Raw genomic sequence first — 18,223 nt, forward strand, 5'->3', positions numbered from 1 at the left:
CATTACAATACCGCCAAACCGCTTTAAATCCTCCCTAACGCCGTCCTCATGCGCACCCTCGTTTTCTTCCTCTTCCGAACCCTGGCCGCACTGCCGCTTTCCGTGCTGCACTTCATCGCCCACTGCGCAGGCGGCCTGCTTTATTGTTTCGCCCGCGCCGACCGCGAACGCATCCGCAACCACCTGCACACCGCCGGGCTGCCCAACGATGCCGCCCACGTCCGCGCCGTGTTCCGCGAAACCGCCAAAGGCGCGCTCGAGCTGCCGCTGGCCTTTTTCCGCAGCCCCGAGCAGGTGGCCGCACTATTCGTGGAAACCCACGGCTGGGAACACATTCAGGCCGCCCTCGATGCCGGCGAAGGCCTGCTGCTCATCACCCCCCACATCGGCAACTACGACCTCGCCGGCCGCTACATCAGCCACCGCCTGCCTTTCCCGCTCACCGCCATGTATAAGCCGCCGAAAATCAAAATATTAGACGACATCATGCAGGCCGGCCGCGTGCGCGACAAAGGCCGCACCGCCCCCACCAACCTGCACGGCGTGAAGCAAATCATCCAAGCCCTGCGCCAGGGCGAAGCCACCATCGTTTTGCCCGACCACGTGCCCGACGAACACGGCGACGGCGTATGGGCGCCCTTCTTCGGCCGCCCCGCCTACACCATGACCCTGGCCGGCCGCCTCGCGCAAGTAAAAAACGTGCGCCCCCTGTTTTTCGCCGGCATCAGGCTACCTGAAAACCGCGGCTTCGCCCTACACGTTGAGCCTGTGGAAGACAGCTTCAACGGCGACAAAGCCCACGACGCCGAAATCATCAACCGCAACGTGGAAAACTGGGTGCGCCGCTTCCCCGAGCAATACCTGTTTGCCTACAACCGCTACAAACATCCCGCCGGTGCGCCGCTGCCGCCGCAGGAATAAGCAGTGGTGGCGGGCAAAAGGCTACCTGAAAGCCGCCGCAGGCAAGCACGGCATAAAATATTCCGTCTTCCTGCCGAGCCGGTTTACCGTGCCGCCCGAGGCGGGGCAATCATTGTTTCAGCTATAAAATACCGCCAACTTGATTTAGGAAAACCGCTATGCAACAGCAGCCAGACGACCAGCAGGAATGGGTAAGCAAAACCCGCCGCAAAAAAGAAATGCACGATTTGCAGGATTTGGGCATGCAGCTTGCCCGCCTTTCCGGCGACACCTTGAAGAAAATCGAATTGCCCGAGGAATTGCGCGAAGCCATTGCCATGTATAAGAAAATCAACAGCAACGGCGCGCTCAAGCGGCAAACGCAATACATCGGCCGCCTGATGCGCGATCTTGATCCGGAGCCGATCCGCGAGTTTCTCGACAAACTGCAGGGCAGCCACGCTGCCTACAACGCCTTCTTGCAGCGTGTGGAGCAGATGCGCGAAACCCTGTTGGAAAACGACGATGCGCTCACCGCCTTCCTGCGCGATTACCCTGCTGCCGAAGCCGGCCAGTTGCGCACCCTGATTCGCAACACGCGCAAGGAACGCGAGCAGACCAAGCCGCCCAAACACTTTCGTGCGCTCTACCGCTACCTGAAAGAAGCGATGGAGGCAGACAACCCCGCTGCAGATATGCCGGAGGAGGAAGACGGGCAGGGCGGAGAGCAGGAATAAGCGGTTTAGCCCTGGCCAGCAAGAACAGGCTACCTGAAAAACGGTTTTCCAGTTTTCAGGTAGCCTTTATTTTGTTTGCCGGTGGTGTCGGGGCGAGGTGATAGCGGATGAAAATCAAAATGGGGCAGGGCAACGCCGTATTTAATCCGCGATAAAACACCAAACGTCTTCATAGCCATCATGGTCGATGATAAATCCGAACCCTTCCGATAAGGCCAAATAAGGCAGCACTTCGGGCAACATTTCGGCCAAATGGGAAACGTGAACCGGGCTGAAAAAGTCGTCGTCATCAAGATATTCGCCGCAGTAGATAAACCAAGTGATTTCGTTGGGATCATGGCTGAGTTTCACTTCCCGGCGCCCGGCTATCGGCTGCAGGCCGATGGAATCCAACGCGATAGCAACCGTATCGTCTGGCCGGAGCGGTGCAAACGCTGAGCCGTATTGCGTGCAAATTTTTTGCTGGGCTGCGGCCAGCTGGGCTTGATTGGGCATCGCGATTTCATCCTTTTGATTTCGCTGTTTGGGATATGCTGAACAGGGGGAGGGCATCCATCCCGATTGTGGCTTAACCTTGCCGTTTCGGCAAACGCGCTATAATGCCGCGTTTTCCAGTTTTACCCCGCAGCGGAGCAGCACCATGACCTCATCCAGCCAACGCCCAGCCGATTCTTCCCATACCGACGGCCAAACGCCGCCGCGGCGCGCGTGGGCGGGCTATACCGACCGCCGCGCCATCGCCATGCTGTTGCTCGGTTTTGCGGCGGGGATTCCGATTTTGCTGATTTTCTCCAGCCTCTCGCTGTGGCTCACCGAAGCCGGCGTCGACCGCGCCACGGTGACCATGTTCAGCTGGGCGGCATTGGGCTATTCCTTCAAATTTATCTGGGCGCCCTTAATCGATGCGCTGCCGCTGCCGTGGCTCACGCGCCGTTTCGGGCAGCGGCGCGGCTGGCTGCTGCTGGCGCAGGGGCTGATTATCGCCGCGATTTTGGCGATGGCCGCGCTCAATCCGGCCAATGCGGCGGTGTTGCCGTGGATGGCGGCAGCGGCGGTGTTGCTCGGCTTTTCTTCGGCCACGCAGGACGTGGTGATTGATGCCTACCGCATCGAAAGCGCGCCGGGCGATGCGGCGATGCAGTCGGTGATGTCGGCCACTTATACGGCGGGCTACCGCGTGGGCATGATTGTGGCCGGGGCGGGCGCGTTGTGGCTGGCCAGCGGCTTCGGCTCGGAAAAGGGGCATTATCTGTATGCCGCCTGGCGCAACACTTATTGGCTGATGGCGGCCACCATGGGCGCCGGCGTGCTCACCACGCTGTGGGTGGCCGAGCCTGCGGTAAAACGCGAACGGCCGGCCGGCTTGGCGCTGGGCGACAATGCGCGGCTGGTGGGCTTGTTTGTGTGCGCGGTAGCAGCCTTTGTGCTGGTGTTCCGCTGGGCTGGCGGGTGGCTACCTGAAAACCAAGGGCCGCTGCTTTCCCTGTTGTGGGAAGGCGCTCGGCTTTCGGCGGCGCTGATGGCGGCGGTGCTGACGGGTCGGCTGTTGGTGTTGCTGGGGCTGGTGCGCGGCGAAGTGGTGCGGCAGACTTGGGTGTTGCCGCTGGCCGATTTTTTCCAACGCTACGGCCGCCATGCCGCGCTGCTGTTGGCCTTAATCGGGCTATACCGCATTTCGGATATTGTGGCCGGGGTGATTGCCAATGTGTTTTATGCCGATATGGGCTTCAGCAAAGACGAGATTGCCGGGGCGGTGAAAACCTTCGGCGTGCTGATGTCGATTGCCGGCGGCTTCTTCGGCGGCCTCTTGGCGCAGCGGTTTGCCGTGATGCGCATGATGATGCTCGGCGCCGTGCTGGCTTCGGCCACCAATTTGCTGTTTATCCTGCTGTTTTGGCAGGGGCACAACCTGCCCTTCCTCTATTTGGCCGTGGCCTTCGACAATCTGGCGGGCGGCTTGGCCAGCGCCGTGTTCGTGGCCTTCCTCTCCTCGCTCACCAGCATCCGGTTTACCGCCGTGCAATACGCCCTGTTCAGCTCGCTGATGACGCTCCTGCCCAAAACGCTGGGCGGCTATTCCGGCAGCATCGTGAACCAAATCGGCTACGACGGCTTTTTCCTCTTCACCGCGCTTCTGGGCCTGCCGGTGCTCGGCCTGGTGTGGCTGGTGGGGCGCAAGCTGCCGCTGCAGGGGTAGGTTTTCAGGTAGCCTCAAGCAGGGCAGAAAGGCTACCTGAAAATCGAAATCCCAACGAAACCAATCTTGATTGACTATAGTGAATTAACAAAAACCAGTACAGCGTTGCCTCGTCTTGCCGTACTGGTTTTTGTTAATCCACTATATTTGTACTGTCTGCGGCTCGTCGCCTTGTCCCGACTTTTGTTAATTCACTATAAAAATATTGATACAAAACAAGCCGTAACCTTCCCATGTAGACACGCCGCCCGCCTTTTGGTGTAGACTGCGCGCCACCCAGCGTTTTTATTCTTAGGAGCAACTCATTATGCTGAAAAATATTCTTACCGCCGCCGTATTGTCCGCCCTGCTCGGCGCCTGTGCCGCCACCGGCAGCGGCGAAGCCTTCCCCGCCCGTGCCGACCAGCTGTCTGCCCGCACCGAACAGGCAGCAGCCGCCGTGCGCCAGCGCGAAGCCAAGGAAAACATCATCGCCTACTACGATGCCGACGGCGATGTCGCCGAACGCCCGATGAAAGGCGGCTACTACCGCGTGCTGCTCGGCCGCACTGCCGAAGGCCGCGCCGTAGTGCAGGATTTCTACCAAGACAGCCGCACCAAGCAAATCAACCCCGTGGTTATCGGTAAAGACAGCGAGCTGAAAAACTTCAGTTCCGATGTGATTGAAGGCTTGGTGGTGTGGTACACCCCAGAAGGCCGCCTGACCAATTTTTCTGAAATGCACAACGGCAAACGGCTGCGTGCAGGTATGTATGGCGAAAACGGCCAGCTGGCTGTGAGCATTGTGGGCGAGCCCGATGTGAAAGACACGCCCTTCGAACTGAGGGGTTTCTATGAAAACGGCAAACCGATGTTCGATATTATCCACAACCACACCGACAACGGCATAGTGCGCACCTACTATTACGCCAACGGCAACAAGCTGATGCAGCAGAGCGTGGGCAAAGAAGATGCCGCTAAAAACGAATATTGGAAAGAAGACGGCAGCAGCGCCACGGCAGAAGAAGTGCAAACCCAGATACGCGAAGCTTTTCAACGCATGAACTATCTGATAAGCAAACACCTGCGCTAAGCCGGCGCAAGCTGTAACAGGCTACCTGAAAATTTCAGCTCCGCAGAACGTGCAGAGCCTGTTTGCAGGTAGCCTTTGTTTTGGCCGCGGCAAGTGCCCTTTGCCGAAAATTTCGGTATCATGCAGCCTCTTCCCGTTTTTAGGAAAACTTATGTTCCGTTCATTGCTTGTGGCCGCCGTGCTGGCGGCTTCTGTGGTGCCGGCGGCGGCAGAAACGCAGTCGCGCGTGCTGGCCAATGGTATGAAAGTGATTGTGCGCGAAGACCACCGCGCGCCGGTGGCGGTTACGCAGTTGTGGTTTAAGGTGGGCAGTGCCGACGAGCACACAGGCAAAACCGGCCTGAGCCACGCCTTGGAGCACATGATGTTTAAAGGCACGCCCACCGTGCCCGCCGGCGAATTCAGCCGCCGCATTTCCGCACTGGGCGGCAGCGACAACGCCTTCACTTCGCGCAACGAAACCGTGTATCACCAAGAATTTGCCGTGGGCAGCCTGCCGCAGGTGCTGGAGCTGGAAGCCGACCGCATGGTGAACCTGAATTTCAGCGATGCTGATTTTGAAAACGAAATGAAGGTGATCCGCGAAGAGCGCCGCCTCACCACGGATAACGACCCCGACGGCAAAATGTGGGAGCAGATTAATCTGAATGCCTATGCCAAGCCGGAAAACCGCGCGCCGGTTATCGGCTATGAGGCGGATTTGCACACGCTCAAGCCGGAAGATTTGCGCCAGTGGTACCGCGCCTGGTATGCGCCGCACAACGCCACGCTGGTGATTGTGGGCGACGTGAAAGCGGGCGAAGTGCTGAATAACGTGGAAAAACTGTTCGGCCGCCTGCCCGATCATCCGCTGCCCGCGCGCAACGATCTAACCGAGCCGCCGCAAACGGCCAACCGCTCTGCCCGCTCTACCGCGCCGGTAAGCTCGCCGGTGGTGGGTTTGGCCATTCAGGTGCCCGCCCTGCGCAAAGTGGACGACAATCTGCCCTATGCGCTGAATATGTTGGCCGATGTGCTCGACGGCAGTATGTCTGCCCGCATCGAGCGCAATCTGGTGCGCGGCCGCAAAGTCGCTGTGGAAGCCTCGCTGGGCTACGATATGCTCACCCGCTCGCCGGATGTGCTGCTATTTAGCGGTACGCCCGCGCCGAATGTGAAGCCCGAGCAGCTCACGGCAGCGTTTTTGAACGAAGTGCGGCAGATTGCCGAGCACGGCGTAAGCGAAGATGAATTGGCACGCGTGCGCAACCGCAGCCTGGCCGCGCGCGAGTTTGGCAAAGATTCGATGGAAACCCAGGCCACCAACATCGGCTCGCTGGAATCGGCCGGCTTCTCCTACACGGATGAAGACGAAATCCGCCGCCGCCGCTTGGCCGTGAGCGCCGAAGAAGTGCGCGAGGCCGCCCGCTGGCTCCTCACGCAGAAACACACCACCGTGGTGCTGTATCCCGAATCCAAGTAAGCGGCAAAGGCTACCTGAAAACGTAGGAGTATTTTTCAGGTAGCCTTCCGGTTCTAAATTAAACAGGCTACCTGAAAGCGCCCGCTTCAGCGCAGCCCAAACCGTATCCAAATTTAGGAGTGAATCCCCATGAAACCCCTGTTCCGCACCCTGCTGCTGGCCTGCCTGCTGCCCGCCGCCGCGCTGGCCGAGAATATTCCGATTCAGCGCTGGCAAACCGCCGAGGGCACCAAAGTGCTGCTGGTGGAGCGGCATGAAAACCCGATTGTCGATATCGACGTGGCCTTCGATGCCGGTAGCAGCCGCGACAGCGCCGACAAAATCGGCGTAGCCGATTTTGCCGCCGGCCTGGCCGACACCGGCACCAAAAGCCTGGGCGAAGAAGCCCTGCTCCAGCGCGTGGCCGATTTGGCCGTGAGCCTTTCCAGCTACAACACCGCCGACACCTCCGGTGTGCGCCTGCGCAGCCTCTCCAAGCCGGATATCCTCAACCCCGCCCTCGGCCTGATGCGCGACGTATTGGTTGAACCCCGTTTCGATCCCGCCGTGCTCAAACGCGAGCAAGACCGCGCGGTGGAAACCCTCAAGCAAAACCGTACCCAGCCCGATTTCCTCGCCTCCGTGGCCAACACCCGGCAGGTGTACCCCACCCATCCCTACGGCTATTCCGCCCGCACCAGCGAGCAAACCATCCGCCGCATCACCCCTGCCGACCTGCACCGCTTCCACCGGCAATATTTCACCCGCCGCAACGCCGTGGTGGCGATTGTGGGCGATGTCAGCCGCAGCCAGGCCGAAGCAATCGTGAGCAAACTCACCGGCGACCTGCCCGCCGGCCAAGCCCTGCCGCCCCTGCCCGAAGCCGCCCATGGCGCGGCTAAAACCCAAACCCTGCCGCACAGCGGCACCCAGGCGCACATCGTGTTGGGCATGCCCCTCCTCACCCCGAATGACCCCGACTACTACGCCTTAGCCGTGGGCAACTACATCCTCGGCGGCGGCAGTTTCGACAGCCGGCTGATGAAAGTATTGCGCGACCAACACGGCTACACCTACGGCGCCTCCTCCCGCCTCACCCCCCTGCGCGCCCGAGGCCCGCTCACTATTTCCTTCGCCACCGAAAAATCCCGTGCCGCCGCCGCCCTGGCCGACACGCAGAAAGTGTTGCAGGAATTCGCCGCCAACGGCCCCACCGAAGCCGAGCTGGCGCAGGCCAAGGCCAGCCTCGTGGGCAGCTTCCCCCTGCGCTTCGACACCAATGCCGAACTGTTGGGCTACCTAAAACTCATCGGCCTCTACAACCTGCCCGACGACTACCTCAGCCGCTACCCGGCAGCCGTTTCCCGCTTAAGCGCCGAAGAAGTGAAAGCCGCCTGGCAGCGCCGCGTAACCGGCCTGCACACCACCGTGGTCGGCATGCCCCAAGCCGGCAAACCCGCCGCCCGCCGCAGCAACGGCAGAAGGCGTTAGGCACAATCCGCCTGATTGATCCGGGCGTGGGCAAACCAAAAGGCTACCTGAAAGTTTCAGGTAGCCTTTTTGGTGTGAGATTTTGCATGGGCAACACATGCCCAAGCTTCATGGATATAGTGAATTAAATTTAAACCAGTACAGCGTTGGCTCGCCTTGCCGTACTATTTGTACTGTCTGCGGCTCGCCGCCTTGTCCTGATTTAAATTTAATCCACTATAGATTTTCAGGTAGCCTCTCCGTGATTATTTGTTGGCCGGTGCGCCGTAGTATCGCAGGATACGTTCGATATTACTTCTGGCGGCAGCGCAATACTGCCGAGAGACAGGCCGGTTTCGTGCTTCTTCAGCAAGCGACAGCATGGCCTTTTCATCAACCACGTTTGGACAGTTTCGCTCCATATAGGTCTGATCAATTCGATAGGCAATCATTTCAAGTTGCGTTTCAACTTGCCGTTGTTGTTGAGGGCTGAGACAACGAGATATATAAACTGCCAAATCAGCAGTATCACGCATATAGCTATGGCATTGCTGCTGGGAGGCTGGAGGGGGAGCTTCCGCACCATAACGAGCCAATTTGCGCTCTACTTCGTTTTTGGTGGACAGACAATATTGCCTGTCTGGGTCAAGCGGATGCCTTTTTAAAATAGCTAGGGTTTCTTCTTCACTGACCATGTTGCTCTGATTACATCCAGCTGTTCGCATTTCTTGACCGATGTTGCTTACAGCTAGGGAGTAACGTTCCCGCCCTTCCGGCCACACCCCTCTGCTGACACACGTTATTCCATACTGATAGGCACTATTAAGCAACGACATGTCATTCATGTAATTCAGACATTGCTGTTTTGTAGCCTGCGGTACGGGGGCGGTATTGGCTAAACCGGGGAGAAGGGTAACTATGAGCAGGATAGTAAGACGAAGATTCATTAGATTTTCTGATAGGGTAGTCACGGTTGAGAGAGGGCTACCTGAAATATTTTTCAGGTAACCTTTGTGTGGCTTTACAACTTCAACACCCACTTGCGGTAGGCGAATTCGCCGCCCATCAGGATACCCATCAGGATGTAGGCGATGATGCCGGTGTAGACTGCCCACCAGCGGTATTGTTCGAGCAGCACGAGCAGGGCGGCGAGGCTGCCGTTGAGGGCGAAAAAGCCGCACCAGATTTGGGTAACGCGGCGGGTGTAGGCCACGCCTTCGGGCGGGAGGTCGGGGTGTTGCAGGCGGGCGAGGCGTTCGATGATGCTTTGTTTTTGCGTGAGGCTGAGGCCGAACAGCAGCAACAGCAGACCGTTTACCCATACGGGATACCAATACATGCTGCCGGGTCGCTTCACAAGGAGGATGGCGGCGAAGAAGGCGGCCACCAGCAAGGAAACGCGCCGCTGGCCGGGATCGCGCTGCATGGCGGCGCGGGTGAGCCAGAGCAGGAGCATGAAACCGGCCAGCGGATAAAACCAGCCCTGCTCGCGGCCGTAATACCAGAGCAGAGGATAGAGTACGCTCAAGATGCCGAGCAGGATTTTGGCGGCGGTTTTCACGCTTCGGGCTTGGCTTCTTGGTAGAGCTTGGACACAGCGGCCACGATGTCGTCGATGGTGCGGACGTTGCGGAAGTCGTCGGCTTGGAGTTTGTAGCCGGTTTGGCGTTTGATTTGGTCGAGCAGGTCGATGGCGTCGATGCTGTCGATTTCGAGGTCTTCGTAGAGGTTGGTGCTGCCGGTTACGTTGCTGGTGTCGATTTCAAACATGTTTTCCAGTATGTCGAACAGGAAGGCGCGGATTTCGGTTTCGGTCATAGGTGTTCCTTAAATGATAGGTGGCGGCCGGGCAGGCATGCCCGGCCTATGTTTCAGGTAGCCTGCTACCTTTGGCTTGGCGGAAGCCCGCTGCACTTGCTTTCAGGTAGCCTTTGGCAAACGGCTTGGGCTTAGGCGCGGTGTTTCTGCACAAAGGCGGCGAGTGTGGACACATTGGCGAAGCTGTCGCGCAACTCCTGGCTTTCGCCGTCGAGCTGGAAGCCGAAGTGTTTTTGCACGGCCAGGCCGAGTTCGAGTGCGTCTACGGAATCCAGCCCGAGGCCGCTGTCGCCGAACAGGGCTTCTTCGTCGCCGATGTCGGCGGGAGTGAGGTCTTCCAGGCCGAGGCTGTCGATAATCAGTTGTTTGATTTCTTGTTTCAAATCAGTCATTTTTGTAGCTTCTTTCATTGAAGTATTGTTGCAGGTGGTCGTTGAGGCGGCGGGCGGCGATGGGCAGGGGGTGTTTGTTTAACCAATCCTGCGGGTTGATGTCGTCGCCGACGATAAAGCGGTAGGCCGGTTTTTGCAGCGGGATTTTGTACCACGGCTGGCCTTTTTTGAAGTTCGGCGGCTGCATTTTGATCACCACGGGGGTGATGACCTGCGCACTTCTGAGGCCGATAGACACTGCGCCGCGATGAAATTTCACCACGCCGTCCCAGCCGGTGCGCGTACCTTCGGGAAATACTAACAGGCATTGCTGCTGTAAAACTTCGTGCACTGCATCGACAAAATCCAAATCTTCCTGATTGGGCAGGTAGCCGCAGGCGCGAATTTGCCCGGCCATGGCCGGATTGCGCTGCAAATCGGCTTTCACGATGCAGTTGGCTTCGGGCACGCGGCCGAGCAGGAACACCACATCAAGCAGCGAGGGATGGTTGGCCAAAATCAGCTGGCCGGGGCGGCCGAGCCGCTCGAAGCCTTCAAATTCCGCGCTCAAAATGCCGGAGCGCATCAAATAATAGCTAAACCACAGCCAAGTGCGCGTCACCATGCGCCGCGCCTGCTTTTGCTGCGCCAAATCGGGCGAGCGGCGCAGCAGCCAGGGTAGCAGCACGATTTGCAGCAGCACGCCGAACACGCCGAAAAACACGAAGCCCAGCCCGGTGGCCAGCAATCGCCACAGGCGGTTAAGGCGGGCGCTTAGGGGGTAAGCCACTGCCATTGCCAAGCCTTGTCTGCATAACGGTTTATCCACTGGCGGCTGCCTGAGTGCTGTTGCCGCAGCCATTCGATTGCGCCCCAATAGCCGCAGTTTGCCGTGCCGCCGTCATCGGGCGCGACGGGGGAAAGTTCCCATTCTTCGCCGGCGGTAAGCAGCAGCGCCAGCGCGTGGGCGAAGGGCGCGCGTTCGGCCGGTGCGGCGGGGTATTGCGCCTGCAAGGGTTCGTCCGCCACCACCACCAACACGCGCTCTGCCCCATCGGCCAGCAGGCCGGCGGCTTCGAGCACGGCGGTTTCCAAACCGTCCTGCCGTACGGAAAGTGCGGTGTATTCGCTCATGTCGCCGCGCAGCATCGACCACTGCCCGGCCAGGGCGTTGTGCACGGACAGGCCGAAGGAAGTGGGGGAAACTTCGTTGTCGCGCAACAGCGTGGTCCACAAGCCGAAGCTGCGGTTGATTTCGCCGTCGTGCGAAGCGAGCACCAGCGGGCAGGGTTCGCTTTCCGCCAAGAGCGGATGTGCTGCCGCAAACAGCAGCCGCGCCGAGAGGCCGAGCCGCCGCCGCTGCATGGCGGGCAGGAAATCCACCTTCGGCGGCGTGTCGGGCAAATCGGCGGCGTTTAAGCGGCCGGATGCCCACGCGGACCAGTCTTCGCCCGTGTGCAGGCGGGTGGAGGCGGCGTGCCAGCTTTGGATGGAAAAGCGGAGGCGGAAATCGGCACTCATGGTTTTCAGGTAGCCTTTTCGGGCTGGTAAAAAGTGGCGCGATTATAGCAAAAATGTGTTATGCGGGGGCATCTTGCAGGCTACCTGAAAAATGCAGGTTGTATTTTTTGGAAAGAAAAGTGTCAGACGGCGGGGGGTTTGGGCTTGATGCCATCTGAAAGCGCCCTAGGTAAAGCGGTATAGCAGCTGCTTTTCCACTGCCTGCCATGCGCCGAAGCCGCGCCATTCCCATTCCGCAACCACCCCCGGCGGCCATACCGCGCCGCATAGCCATTCCCCGCCTAACAAGAATACCGCGCCCTGCCAAAAGCAGCCGCCCGCGCAGAGCCGCCAATCCCGACCCTCCTGCCGCAGCCCTACTTGCGGCATATCGGCCAGCCTCAATCCTACCGCCTTGAGCAGCGCCTCTTTCAGCGTCCACAGCGCATAATAATCGGCCAAATCGGCATGGCTTTGCAGCCATTGCACTTCGCTTGCCTGCAACACCCAATCCGGCCAGGTATCGAAACGGCGCGGGCGCAGCCTTTCCAAATCCACGCCAACGGGGAAATCGGCAGACGGCACGGCCAGCACCGCATGGCCGCCGCTGTGGCTGAGGCTACCTGAAAAATTCGGATTGCCTGAAAACCCGTCTGCCGCCGCCTGCTGCTTAAGGAAACGGCTTACCTGCCAGCCGGTTTGCGCCGCGCGGGCAGGATGACGCGAAAGGTGCAGGCGGTCGGCCTCATCCAGTAATTCGGCACGGTAGCGGGCGGCGCAATCGGGTGTGGCAAGATAGAGGCGGAGGATGGGTTTTGGCGATAGGCGGGTAGGCATGGGAAAGATTTTTTAATATACTTTAATTTTTGTGAATTCACGGCTGAGTTTGCCGCGGATTTTTGGTTTTCCAACCCAGCTTAAGAATAGGGAGCAAATATGAAGTCTCGCAAAATCATGCTGGCGGCTGCGATTGTAGCCGCTTTCGGCCTTGCCGGCTGCCAAAACAACCGTGCACCGGAAAACACCGACAGCCAGGCCAGCCGCGCCGAATCAGGCCGCACTAGAAGCAGCCGCAACGAAACCGCCCAAACCACCGGCCGCGTGTGCCGCTTGCTGCAGGATGACGACCCCAACCGCGGCGGCCGCAAAGTGGTGTATCGCTGCAACGGCCGTGCCGTGCTGGCTTCCGAAGAAGCCAAGAGCTTGCTCAACCCCAGCGTGCCGGTGAGCTTCGGCGGCGGTGGCCGGGTGATTCAGGCCAATTTGTCTACCCGTCAGGCAGCCAATGCTTCCAACAAATCCGACGAAGCCGCCTGCGAACGCGCCTTTATCAACGCCGCCCATAAATTCCAGGAAACTGCTCAAGCCCGTGGCGCCAACCGCGTAACCAACTTCCACAGCTACTACAACCGCCAAGTGTTGCGCGGCGGCCAGTATGACTGCGAAGTGGGCACTTTCCACGCCCGCGTGGTTATTCGCGGCAACATTGCCCGCTAAGCCGATTGCGGCATAAAGGCTACCTGAAAACCCGATTGGCGGTTTTCAGGTAGCCTTTTTGTTAATCCACTATATTTTTCAGGTAGCCTCCGCTCCAATCCAAAGGCTACCTGAAAGCGAGGTTTCAACGCAGTTTCAACCCGATTACTCCTTCCCTTCCGGTTTGCCCAGCGCATACCAATCAATCTCCCTTGTGTAATACATCACCGCAAACAGCGCGGCAAACAGCAGGCAGGAACCGGCCAAGAGATTATATTGCTGCATTTTCACCAGCACAAACATCATGCCGTAGGCCGCCATGAGCAGCGCCGTCATCATATACACCCCGCGCGTGGTGGCCAGCACGAAATGCAGATACCAAAACAGCAAGCTGATACAGGCAAATGCGCCGATGGAATAAGCAGCGGTAAAACCGATGTGCTCCGCCAGCGAAAGCAGCAACAGATAAAATATCGACAACGCCGCGCCCACCAACAGATACTGCATCGGATGGATGCGCCACTCCTGCAACACCTCGCTCAAAAAGAACGAAGCAAACACCAGCACTACCAACACCATGCCGTATTTCACGCTGCGGATAATCATGCGGTAGTCTTCTATACTCAACAACGCGCTGGATTGGTAATAGCCGCGCTGCTCCGCCAAGCCGTAAATCGAAAATAGCACCACGGCAAACACGATACACAACCCAATCACACTCCATATTTTCTGGCTCATTTTTTGCTCCATCTAAAGAATTGAATACGGCCAAGGCACACGCCCGCCAACGGCACACAGTATGCCCGGCCCGCATCAATTTTTTGTGGAACAATGATGAAGATTTTATGAAGATTGCCACTCACAAGCGTGTGTAACCCACCGTATTTGCGTAGAATTAGCGGTAGCTTAACTTCCGCTGCCGCACTACTTCGGTGTTTGTAGTTTGCCGCCTAGTATCCAAAGCTTATGAATCCGCCCTCCCCATGAACCCGCATATCCTCATCATCGAAGACGAACGCGAAATCGCCGAACTGGTCGAACTCTCCCTCGCCCGCTCCCATTTCACCGCACGCATCGCCCCCACCGCAGAGCAGGCACGGCAACTGCTCGCGCGCGAACACTTCAACCTGCTCCTGCTCGACGTCGGCCTGCCCGACACCGACGGCTTCGAACTGCTCAAAACCCTGCGCCCGCAACATCCCCAGCCCGTCATCATGCTCACCGCCCAAGACGAAGAAACCGACCGCATCCTCGGCCTCGAACTCGGCGCAGACGACTACATCGGCAAACCCTTCAGCCCGCGCGAACTCGTCGCCCGCGTAAAAGCCGTGCTGCGGCGCACACAAACACAGCCAGCCGCCGAAGCCGCCCCCATCTGGCACGACGACGCGCCCGCCTGCTGCATCCGCCACCAAGGGCGCGAACTGCCGCTCACGCAGGGCGAATACCGCCTGCTGCGCACCCTGCTGCACCGCCCCGGCCGCGTGTTCAGCCGCGAAGAACTGCTCACCGCCATGTTCGGCGGCAACCGCCCCTCCGACCCGCACACCATCAACACCCACATCCGCGCCCTGCGCCACAAACTGCGCGAAGCCGGCATCACCGACGAATACATCCGCACCCATCACGGGCTGGGGTATAGTTTTAACGAAACCTGAAGCACGGTTTTCAGACGGCCTTTCAAGCTGTTGCAACTATCCACAGGAGTAACACCATGCCTTCCGCCAAACTCATCCAATCCAAAAACTCAAACCCGCCCTGCAAAATCAGCTTCCGCCCGAACAAGACGGCATCTTGTTGTGCCTCGATTCCGACAACGTAACGGGCGACAACGCCAAATACATGAACATGTACAACCGCCTCGCCCGTTGGTACGACTTCGGCGAACGCTGGATAGCCCGCCTCAAATACGGCAACAGCATCAACGAAATGCGGCGCAGCCTGATGGGCGAACTGGAATGGCGGCAGGACTGCACCGCGCTCTACGTCTCCATCGGCACAGGTACCGATTTAAACCACCTGCCCGCCAACATCGACCCCGCCGCGCTGGATTTGACCGGCGCCGACCTGTCGCTCGGTATGTTGGCACGCTGCCGCAACGTATGGCGGAAAAAAGCGGCGGGCTTGGACTTGGTACACTGCAACGCCGAAGACTTACCCTTTGCCGACAATATGTTCGACGTCGTATTCCATGTGGGCGGCATCAATTTTTTCAGCGACAAACAAAAAGCCATCAACGAAATGCTGCGCGTCGCCAAGCCCGGCACCAAAATCATGATTGCAGACGAAACCACCGACTTCATCCAACAACAATACAAAAAAAGCCTATTCACGCGGAACTACTTCCAAGACACCGATTTCGACCTGACACAAATCGAAAACTACATTCCCGAAACCGTACAGGAAAAGAAAACGCGACTGCTGTGGGACAACCGCTTTTACTGCATTACCTTCCGCAAACCTGTTTGAAACAGCCGCCGCATTTGCTTTTTCAGACGACCTTAACATCTGAAAAACGCCATAAACGTAATCGAAAAGAAAATATGTCAAACCATCAAAATCGGAGCAAAATATGAACATTCCCTTTGCAGCGGCCGCCCTGCTGTTGGCCGTGGCATTTTTTGCCCATCTTTTTGTCGGCACCCGCGAAACCTTAAGTCAAAAACCCGATGAAGAAAACACTACGCAACAGGGTATGCGCAACTGGATGCAGGCTGTGTGCGCTTTTCAGTTGGTCAGCATAGATTTACTGCTGCTTGCCGCCGCAGCCTGCCTACTTGCGTTTACACGGGTTTTCGACAGCATGGAAGCCGCCGCTGCCCGTTTTTTTGCCGTTTATCTGGGCCTATGGTGCACCGTGTGGCTGATACAGCTTAAAATGGCCGGTGCGCGCGGCAAAACTTATTTCCTGCTCGGCCAATGGATATTGTTTTTACTGTGCGCCCTGCTGATGCTGTGGGGTGCGTACTAAAAAAACCGCGCCTGCCCAGGTAGGGCGGATAGCGCTTAAGGCCGTTTAAAAGTGCAGGCTGCTTTGATGCCGTCTGAAAGCCCAAAAAGGCAGCCTGAAACCCGCTCGCGCCGTAGATAAGGGTTTAGAATGCTTTGCCGGACATCAATGTCCAACTCGCAAGCTCAAATTAGGAGAAGATCATGGATCAAAAAGTAAAAAATCTGCTGGATGATTGGCAAAAGAGTAATCCTGCCTTGTATGAAATCGCCAATAGTGTGCGCACGAAAATAGGGCAACTGGCAGACATGGCGAGCGAAGAAGTGAAATATGGCGGTATTTTGTTTGCCGCACCCGAACCGTTTTGCGGCATTTTTGTTTGTAAGCAGCATGTAACCGTGGAATTTGGTCATGGCGCCGAGATGGCAGACCCGCACGGTTTATTGGAAGGCAAAGGCAAAGGACGTCGCCATTTGAAATTACATACGCTTGAAGATGTAGAAAATAAGCATTTGGCGGATTACTTGCGATTGGCGCAAAAAGCAGCAGAATAAAATGCCGGGCTGAAAGAGCGCTGAACTACGACGGCAACCGTTTTCAGGCTGCCTTGAATGCTGTCTGAAAACCCGTTTGCGGGCTTCGCACGGAGTTTGTAGGTCGGTGCATTTATGCCCGACAAACACAGATAAATTTTAAAACGTCGGGCATAAATGCCCCGACCTACGGCTGCGCTTGCTTTCAGGCTGCCTATGCCTATCATCATGCCGTCTGAAAAACCCAACCCATCCGAGCCACACCCCCCAACCCACATCAGAAAGCCCCCCATGCCCACCGAAATCCGTATCACCTATTCCCGCCTGAAAATGTTTGTGATGTCGCTCGTTCTGCTCGCCATCGCCGCTGCCGCATCGCCGCTGCTGTTTGTTGGCAGCCTAAAATCTGTCCTAAGCGGAGCTTTTATCGTTTTGTTCTGCTTGGTGTTTGCCGCCCTTTTGCTCTACCACGCCGCCGATAGCCGCACCAAACTGGTGTTAAACGCCGACGGTATCCGCATCGTCCAAGCGTTTACCGAAGAAGAACTCGACGGGGTTGGCGCGAAAAGCGGCAGCAAAACCAAGCGCGAAAACGTTTTTTATCCGTGGGAGCAGATTAACAGCGTGGTTTTCGTGTATCCGTTTCCCGCCACCCTGTACCTGAACAGCGAGCCTGCACGCAAATTCAAAGCCGAACTGGAAGAACTGGAAGCCGAGCAGCCGCTGCCCGATAACGCCACGCTCGAGCAAATGGAAGCGCGCGTCGCCAAATATCTGCGCCTGTCGGAAAGCATGACCCGCCAGCGCGACTTCTCCATCACCCTGCCCGTGATGTACCTGCTGCACGGCAAACACCTGCCCGATTTAATCTGCACGCTGGCGGCAGAACCCGACAAAAGCCGCCGCCAAGCCGTGCTCGACGGTTTTTGCCAAACCTTTTTCCCCAAAGCCCTTGGTTCGCGCCCCGTCGCGCCACCCGAACCGCGCGAGTTCCCCGTCTGCCTGCCCACCCAAGTCAGCATCCGCAGCATTGGCGGCGGCTATCCGCTGGCAAACATTTTGTGTGCCCTGATGCTTATCGGCAGCCTTGTTTTTGCCGCCGTAATCGTGCGCAACGCCGCCGATCCTGCCGACATCCGCGGATTTCTGCCGCTGCTGCCCTTTGCCGTCATTACCGCCGCCGCATGTGGGTGGCAGCTGTCCCGCTACCGCCGCCGTCGCGCCGTGCTTGCCGCCATCAACCGCCCCGAAGCGCAGCCGTGGAAACTCGTTGCCATCCCGATTTACATCGCCGGCACCAATCGCAAACTCAGGCGGACGTATTATTTCTACCCCGCGCCCATCAACGGCAAAATCCGCAAAATCACATTTAGCGACCACAACTTCCAACCCGTCCGCCGCCACGGACAATATCTCGCCTTCGCCCCGCAAGGCGGCGGCGCGCCCGTTCCCGTTGATGCCGAGTTGCGCAATATCCGCGGTCTGAACGAAAGCGAACGCCGCGGGCTGCTGCGGCAAATTAAAGAGCTGGCGGCAGAATGAATGCCGCAGGCAGCCTGAAACGCCGTTTGCCGTTTTCAGGCTGCCTTTAAGGACAGCCGCCGTAGGTCGGGCATTGATGCCCGACAAATCCCATCCGCAAAGTTCGGGCATAAATGCCCGACCTACACGGCTAAATTAAATTTCCAGCCAACCAAGAATATTTCCAATGAATATAAAAACAGCAGAAAATATCCAGTGCGAATTTGAATATCTGGT

Annotated in this window: 22 protein-coding genes and 1 pseudogene; 12 read left to right on the forward strand and 11 right to left on the reverse strand. The window is 58.0% G+C overall.

The window, feature by feature from the left end; genetic code table 11:
- The first annotated feature begins 48 nt into the window (after nucleotides 1-48).
- Together A7Q00_RS04715 and yjgA are read left to right on the forward strand one after the other, a co-directional pair.
- Nucleotides 49-921 (forward strand): lysophospholipid acyltransferase family protein, encoded by an 873-nt coding sequence (locus tag A7Q00_RS04715; protein WP_064089469.1) that lies wholly within the window; start codon nucleotides 49-51, stop codon nucleotides 919-921.
- A 158-nt stretch (nucleotides 922-1,079) separates the two neighbouring features.
- Nucleotides 1,080-1,637 carry a ribosome biogenesis factor YjgA gene (yjgA, locus tag A7Q00_RS04720; protein ID WP_064089470.1) on the forward strand — a complete coding sequence of 186 codons (558 nt, stop codon included), beginning with the start codon at nucleotides 1,080-1,082 and terminating at the stop codon, nucleotides 1,635-1,637.
- Nucleotides 1,638-1,778: 141 nt separating this feature from the next.
- Here yjgA and A7Q00_RS04725 read toward each other — a convergent pair whose 3' ends face one another.
- Nucleotides 1,779-2,132 (reverse strand): immunity protein Imm33 domain-containing protein, encoded by a 354-nt coding sequence (locus A7Q00_RS04725; protein ID WP_064089471.1) that lies wholly within the window; start codon nucleotides 2,130-2,132, stop codon nucleotides 1,779-1,781.
- Nucleotides 2,133-2,277: 145 nt separating this feature from the next.
- On the opposite strand from A7Q00_RS04725, the gene A7Q00_RS04730 reads away from it, so the two are divergent.
- The 4 genes from A7Q00_RS04730 to A7Q00_RS04745 all read left to right on the forward strand — a co-directional run bounded on the left by A7Q00_RS04730 (nucleotide 2,278) and on the right by A7Q00_RS04745 (nucleotide 7,838).
- Entirely contained in the window at nucleotides 2,278-3,834 is a 1,557-nt protein-coding gene (locus A7Q00_RS04730; protein ID WP_179946194.1) for an AmpG family muropeptide MFS transporter, read from the forward strand.
- 307 nt (nucleotides 3,835-4,141) lie between these two features.
- Nucleotides 4,142-4,906, forward strand: a complete 765-nt coding sequence (locus A7Q00_RS04735; protein WP_064089472.1) for a toxin-antitoxin system YwqK family antitoxin — start codon at nucleotides 4,142-4,144, stop codon at nucleotides 4,904-4,906.
- Between the two features lie 151 nt (nucleotides 4,907-5,057).
- Complete coding sequence (locus A7Q00_RS04740; protein WP_064089473.1) at nucleotides 5,058-6,368, forward strand: M16 family metallopeptidase; 1,311 nt, start codon at nucleotides 5,058-5,060, stop codon at nucleotides 6,366-6,368.
- A gap of 129 nt (nucleotides 6,369-6,497) precedes the next feature.
- Nucleotides 6,498-7,838: a M16 family metallopeptidase gene (locus A7Q00_RS04745; RefSeq protein ID WP_064089474.1), complete on the forward strand. Its 1,341-nt coding sequence runs from the start codon at nucleotides 6,498-6,500 to the stop codon at nucleotides 7,836-7,838.
- 114 nt (nucleotides 7,839-7,952) lie between these two features.
- Here A7Q00_RS04745 and A7Q00_RS13405 read toward each other — a convergent pair.
- From A7Q00_RS13405 to A7Q00_RS04780, 8 genes and pseudogenes are all read right to left on the reverse strand, one after another.
- Nucleotides 7,953-8,059 (reverse strand): annotated as a pseudogene (locus tag A7Q00_RS13405) (IS5/IS1182 family transposase); the annotation flags it as partial.
- A 24-nt stretch (nucleotides 8,060-8,083) separates the two neighbouring features.
- A complete protein-coding gene (locus tag A7Q00_RS04750) occupies nucleotides 8,084-8,764 on the reverse strand; it encodes a hypothetical protein (RefSeq protein ID WP_064089475.1) in 681 nt (226 codons plus the stop codon).
- 74 nt (nucleotides 8,765-8,838) lie between these two features.
- On the reverse strand, nucleotides 8,839-9,378 hold the full coding sequence (locus tag A7Q00_RS04755) for a COG4648 family protein (protein ID WP_064089476.1): 540 nt from the start codon (nucleotides 9,376-9,378) through the stop codon (nucleotides 8,839-8,841).
- The gene (locus A7Q00_RS04760; RefSeq protein ID WP_064083727.1) at nucleotides 9,375-9,635 is read right to left on the reverse strand and encodes an acyl carrier protein; all 261 of its coding nucleotides are present in this window, start codon (nucleotides 9,633-9,635) and stop codon (nucleotides 9,375-9,377) included. The genes A7Q00_RS04755 and A7Q00_RS04760 overlap by 4 nt, the downstream gene beginning before the upstream one ends.
- 131 nt (nucleotides 9,636-9,766) lie before the next feature.
- Complete coding sequence (locus tag A7Q00_RS04765; protein WP_064083726.1) at nucleotides 9,767-10,027, reverse strand: phosphopantetheine-binding protein; 261 nt, start codon at nucleotides 10,025-10,027, stop codon at nucleotides 9,767-9,769.
- Nucleotides 10,020-10,802 carry a lysophospholipid acyltransferase family protein gene (locus tag A7Q00_RS04770; protein WP_064089477.1) on the reverse strand — a complete coding sequence of 261 codons (783 nt, stop codon included), beginning with the start codon at nucleotides 10,800-10,802 and terminating at the stop codon, nucleotides 10,020-10,022. Before A7Q00_RS04770 ends, A7Q00_RS04765 begins: the two co-directional genes overlap by 8 nt.
- Nucleotides 10,781-11,527, reverse strand: coding sequence for a beta-ketoacyl synthase chain length factor (locus A7Q00_RS04775; RefSeq protein WP_064089478.1), 747 nt, complete (start codon nucleotides 11,525-11,527; stop codon nucleotides 10,781-10,783). Before A7Q00_RS04775 ends, A7Q00_RS04770 begins: the two co-directional genes overlap by 22 nt.
- Nucleotides 11,528-11,692: 165 nt before the next feature.
- Nucleotides 11,693-12,343: a 4'-phosphopantetheinyl transferase family protein gene (locus tag A7Q00_RS04780; protein ID WP_064089479.1), complete on the reverse strand. Its 651-nt coding sequence runs from the start codon at nucleotides 12,341-12,343 to the stop codon at nucleotides 11,693-11,695.
- A 99-nt stretch (nucleotides 12,344-12,442) separates the two neighbouring features.
- On the opposite strand from A7Q00_RS04780, the gene A7Q00_RS04785 reads away from it, so the two are divergent.
- Nucleotides 12,443-13,003 carry a hypothetical protein gene (locus A7Q00_RS04785; RefSeq protein WP_064089480.1) on the forward strand — a complete coding sequence of 187 codons (561 nt, stop codon included), beginning with the start codon at nucleotides 12,443-12,445 and terminating at the stop codon, nucleotides 13,001-13,003.
- Here the strand turns inward: A7Q00_RS04785 and A7Q00_RS14140 are convergent.
- Nucleotides 13,000-13,131 carry a hypothetical protein gene (locus A7Q00_RS14140; RefSeq protein ID WP_281179000.1) on the reverse strand — a complete coding sequence of 44 codons (132 nt, stop codon included), beginning with the start codon at nucleotides 13,129-13,131 and terminating at the stop codon, nucleotides 13,000-13,002. The two genes, A7Q00_RS04785 and A7Q00_RS14140, sit on opposite strands and share 4 nt — an antisense overlap.
- Nucleotides 13,132-13,147: 16 nt before the next feature.
- The gene (locus tag A7Q00_RS04790) at nucleotides 13,148-13,720 is read right to left on the reverse strand and encodes an inner membrane CreD family protein (RefSeq protein ID WP_064089481.1); all 573 of its coding nucleotides are present in this window, start codon (nucleotides 13,718-13,720) and stop codon (nucleotides 13,148-13,150) included.
- Between the two features lie 245 nt (nucleotides 13,721-13,965).
- Here A7Q00_RS04790 and A7Q00_RS04795 point away from each other — a divergent pair, with 245 nt between their 5' ends.
- From A7Q00_RS04795 to A7Q00_RS04815, 5 genes are all read left to right on the forward strand, one after another.
- Nucleotides 13,966-14,640, forward strand: coding sequence for a response regulator (locus A7Q00_RS04795; protein ID WP_064089482.1), 675 nt, complete (start codon nucleotides 13,966-13,968; stop codon nucleotides 14,638-14,640).
- Between the two features lie 136 nt (nucleotides 14,641-14,776).
- Entirely contained in the window at nucleotides 14,777-15,451 is a 675-nt protein-coding gene (locus A7Q00_RS04800; RefSeq protein WP_245637526.1) for a class I SAM-dependent methyltransferase, read from the forward strand.
- Between the two features lie 103 nt (nucleotides 15,452-15,554).
- Nucleotides 15,555-15,953: a hypothetical protein gene (locus A7Q00_RS04805; RefSeq protein WP_064089483.1), complete on the forward strand. Its 399-nt coding sequence runs from the start codon at nucleotides 15,555-15,557 to the stop codon at nucleotides 15,951-15,953.
- A gap of 182 nt (nucleotides 15,954-16,135) precedes the next feature.
- A complete protein-coding gene (locus A7Q00_RS04810) occupies nucleotides 16,136-16,486 on the forward strand; it encodes a DUF1801 domain-containing protein (protein WP_064089484.1) in 351 nt (116 codons plus the stop codon).
- 270 nt (nucleotides 16,487-16,756) lie between these two features.
- On the forward strand, nucleotides 16,757-18,007 hold the full coding sequence (locus A7Q00_RS04815) for a hypothetical protein (protein WP_064089485.1): 1,251 nt from the start codon (nucleotides 16,757-16,759) through the stop codon (nucleotides 18,005-18,007).
- Nucleotides 18,008-18,223: the final 216 nt, after the last annotated feature.

Origin of the sequence: Eikenella halliae (assembly GCF_001648475.1) — a bacterium.
GTDB classification, from domain to species: Bacteria; Pseudomonadota; Gammaproteobacteria; order Burkholderiales; family Neisseriaceae; genus Eikenella; species Eikenella halliae.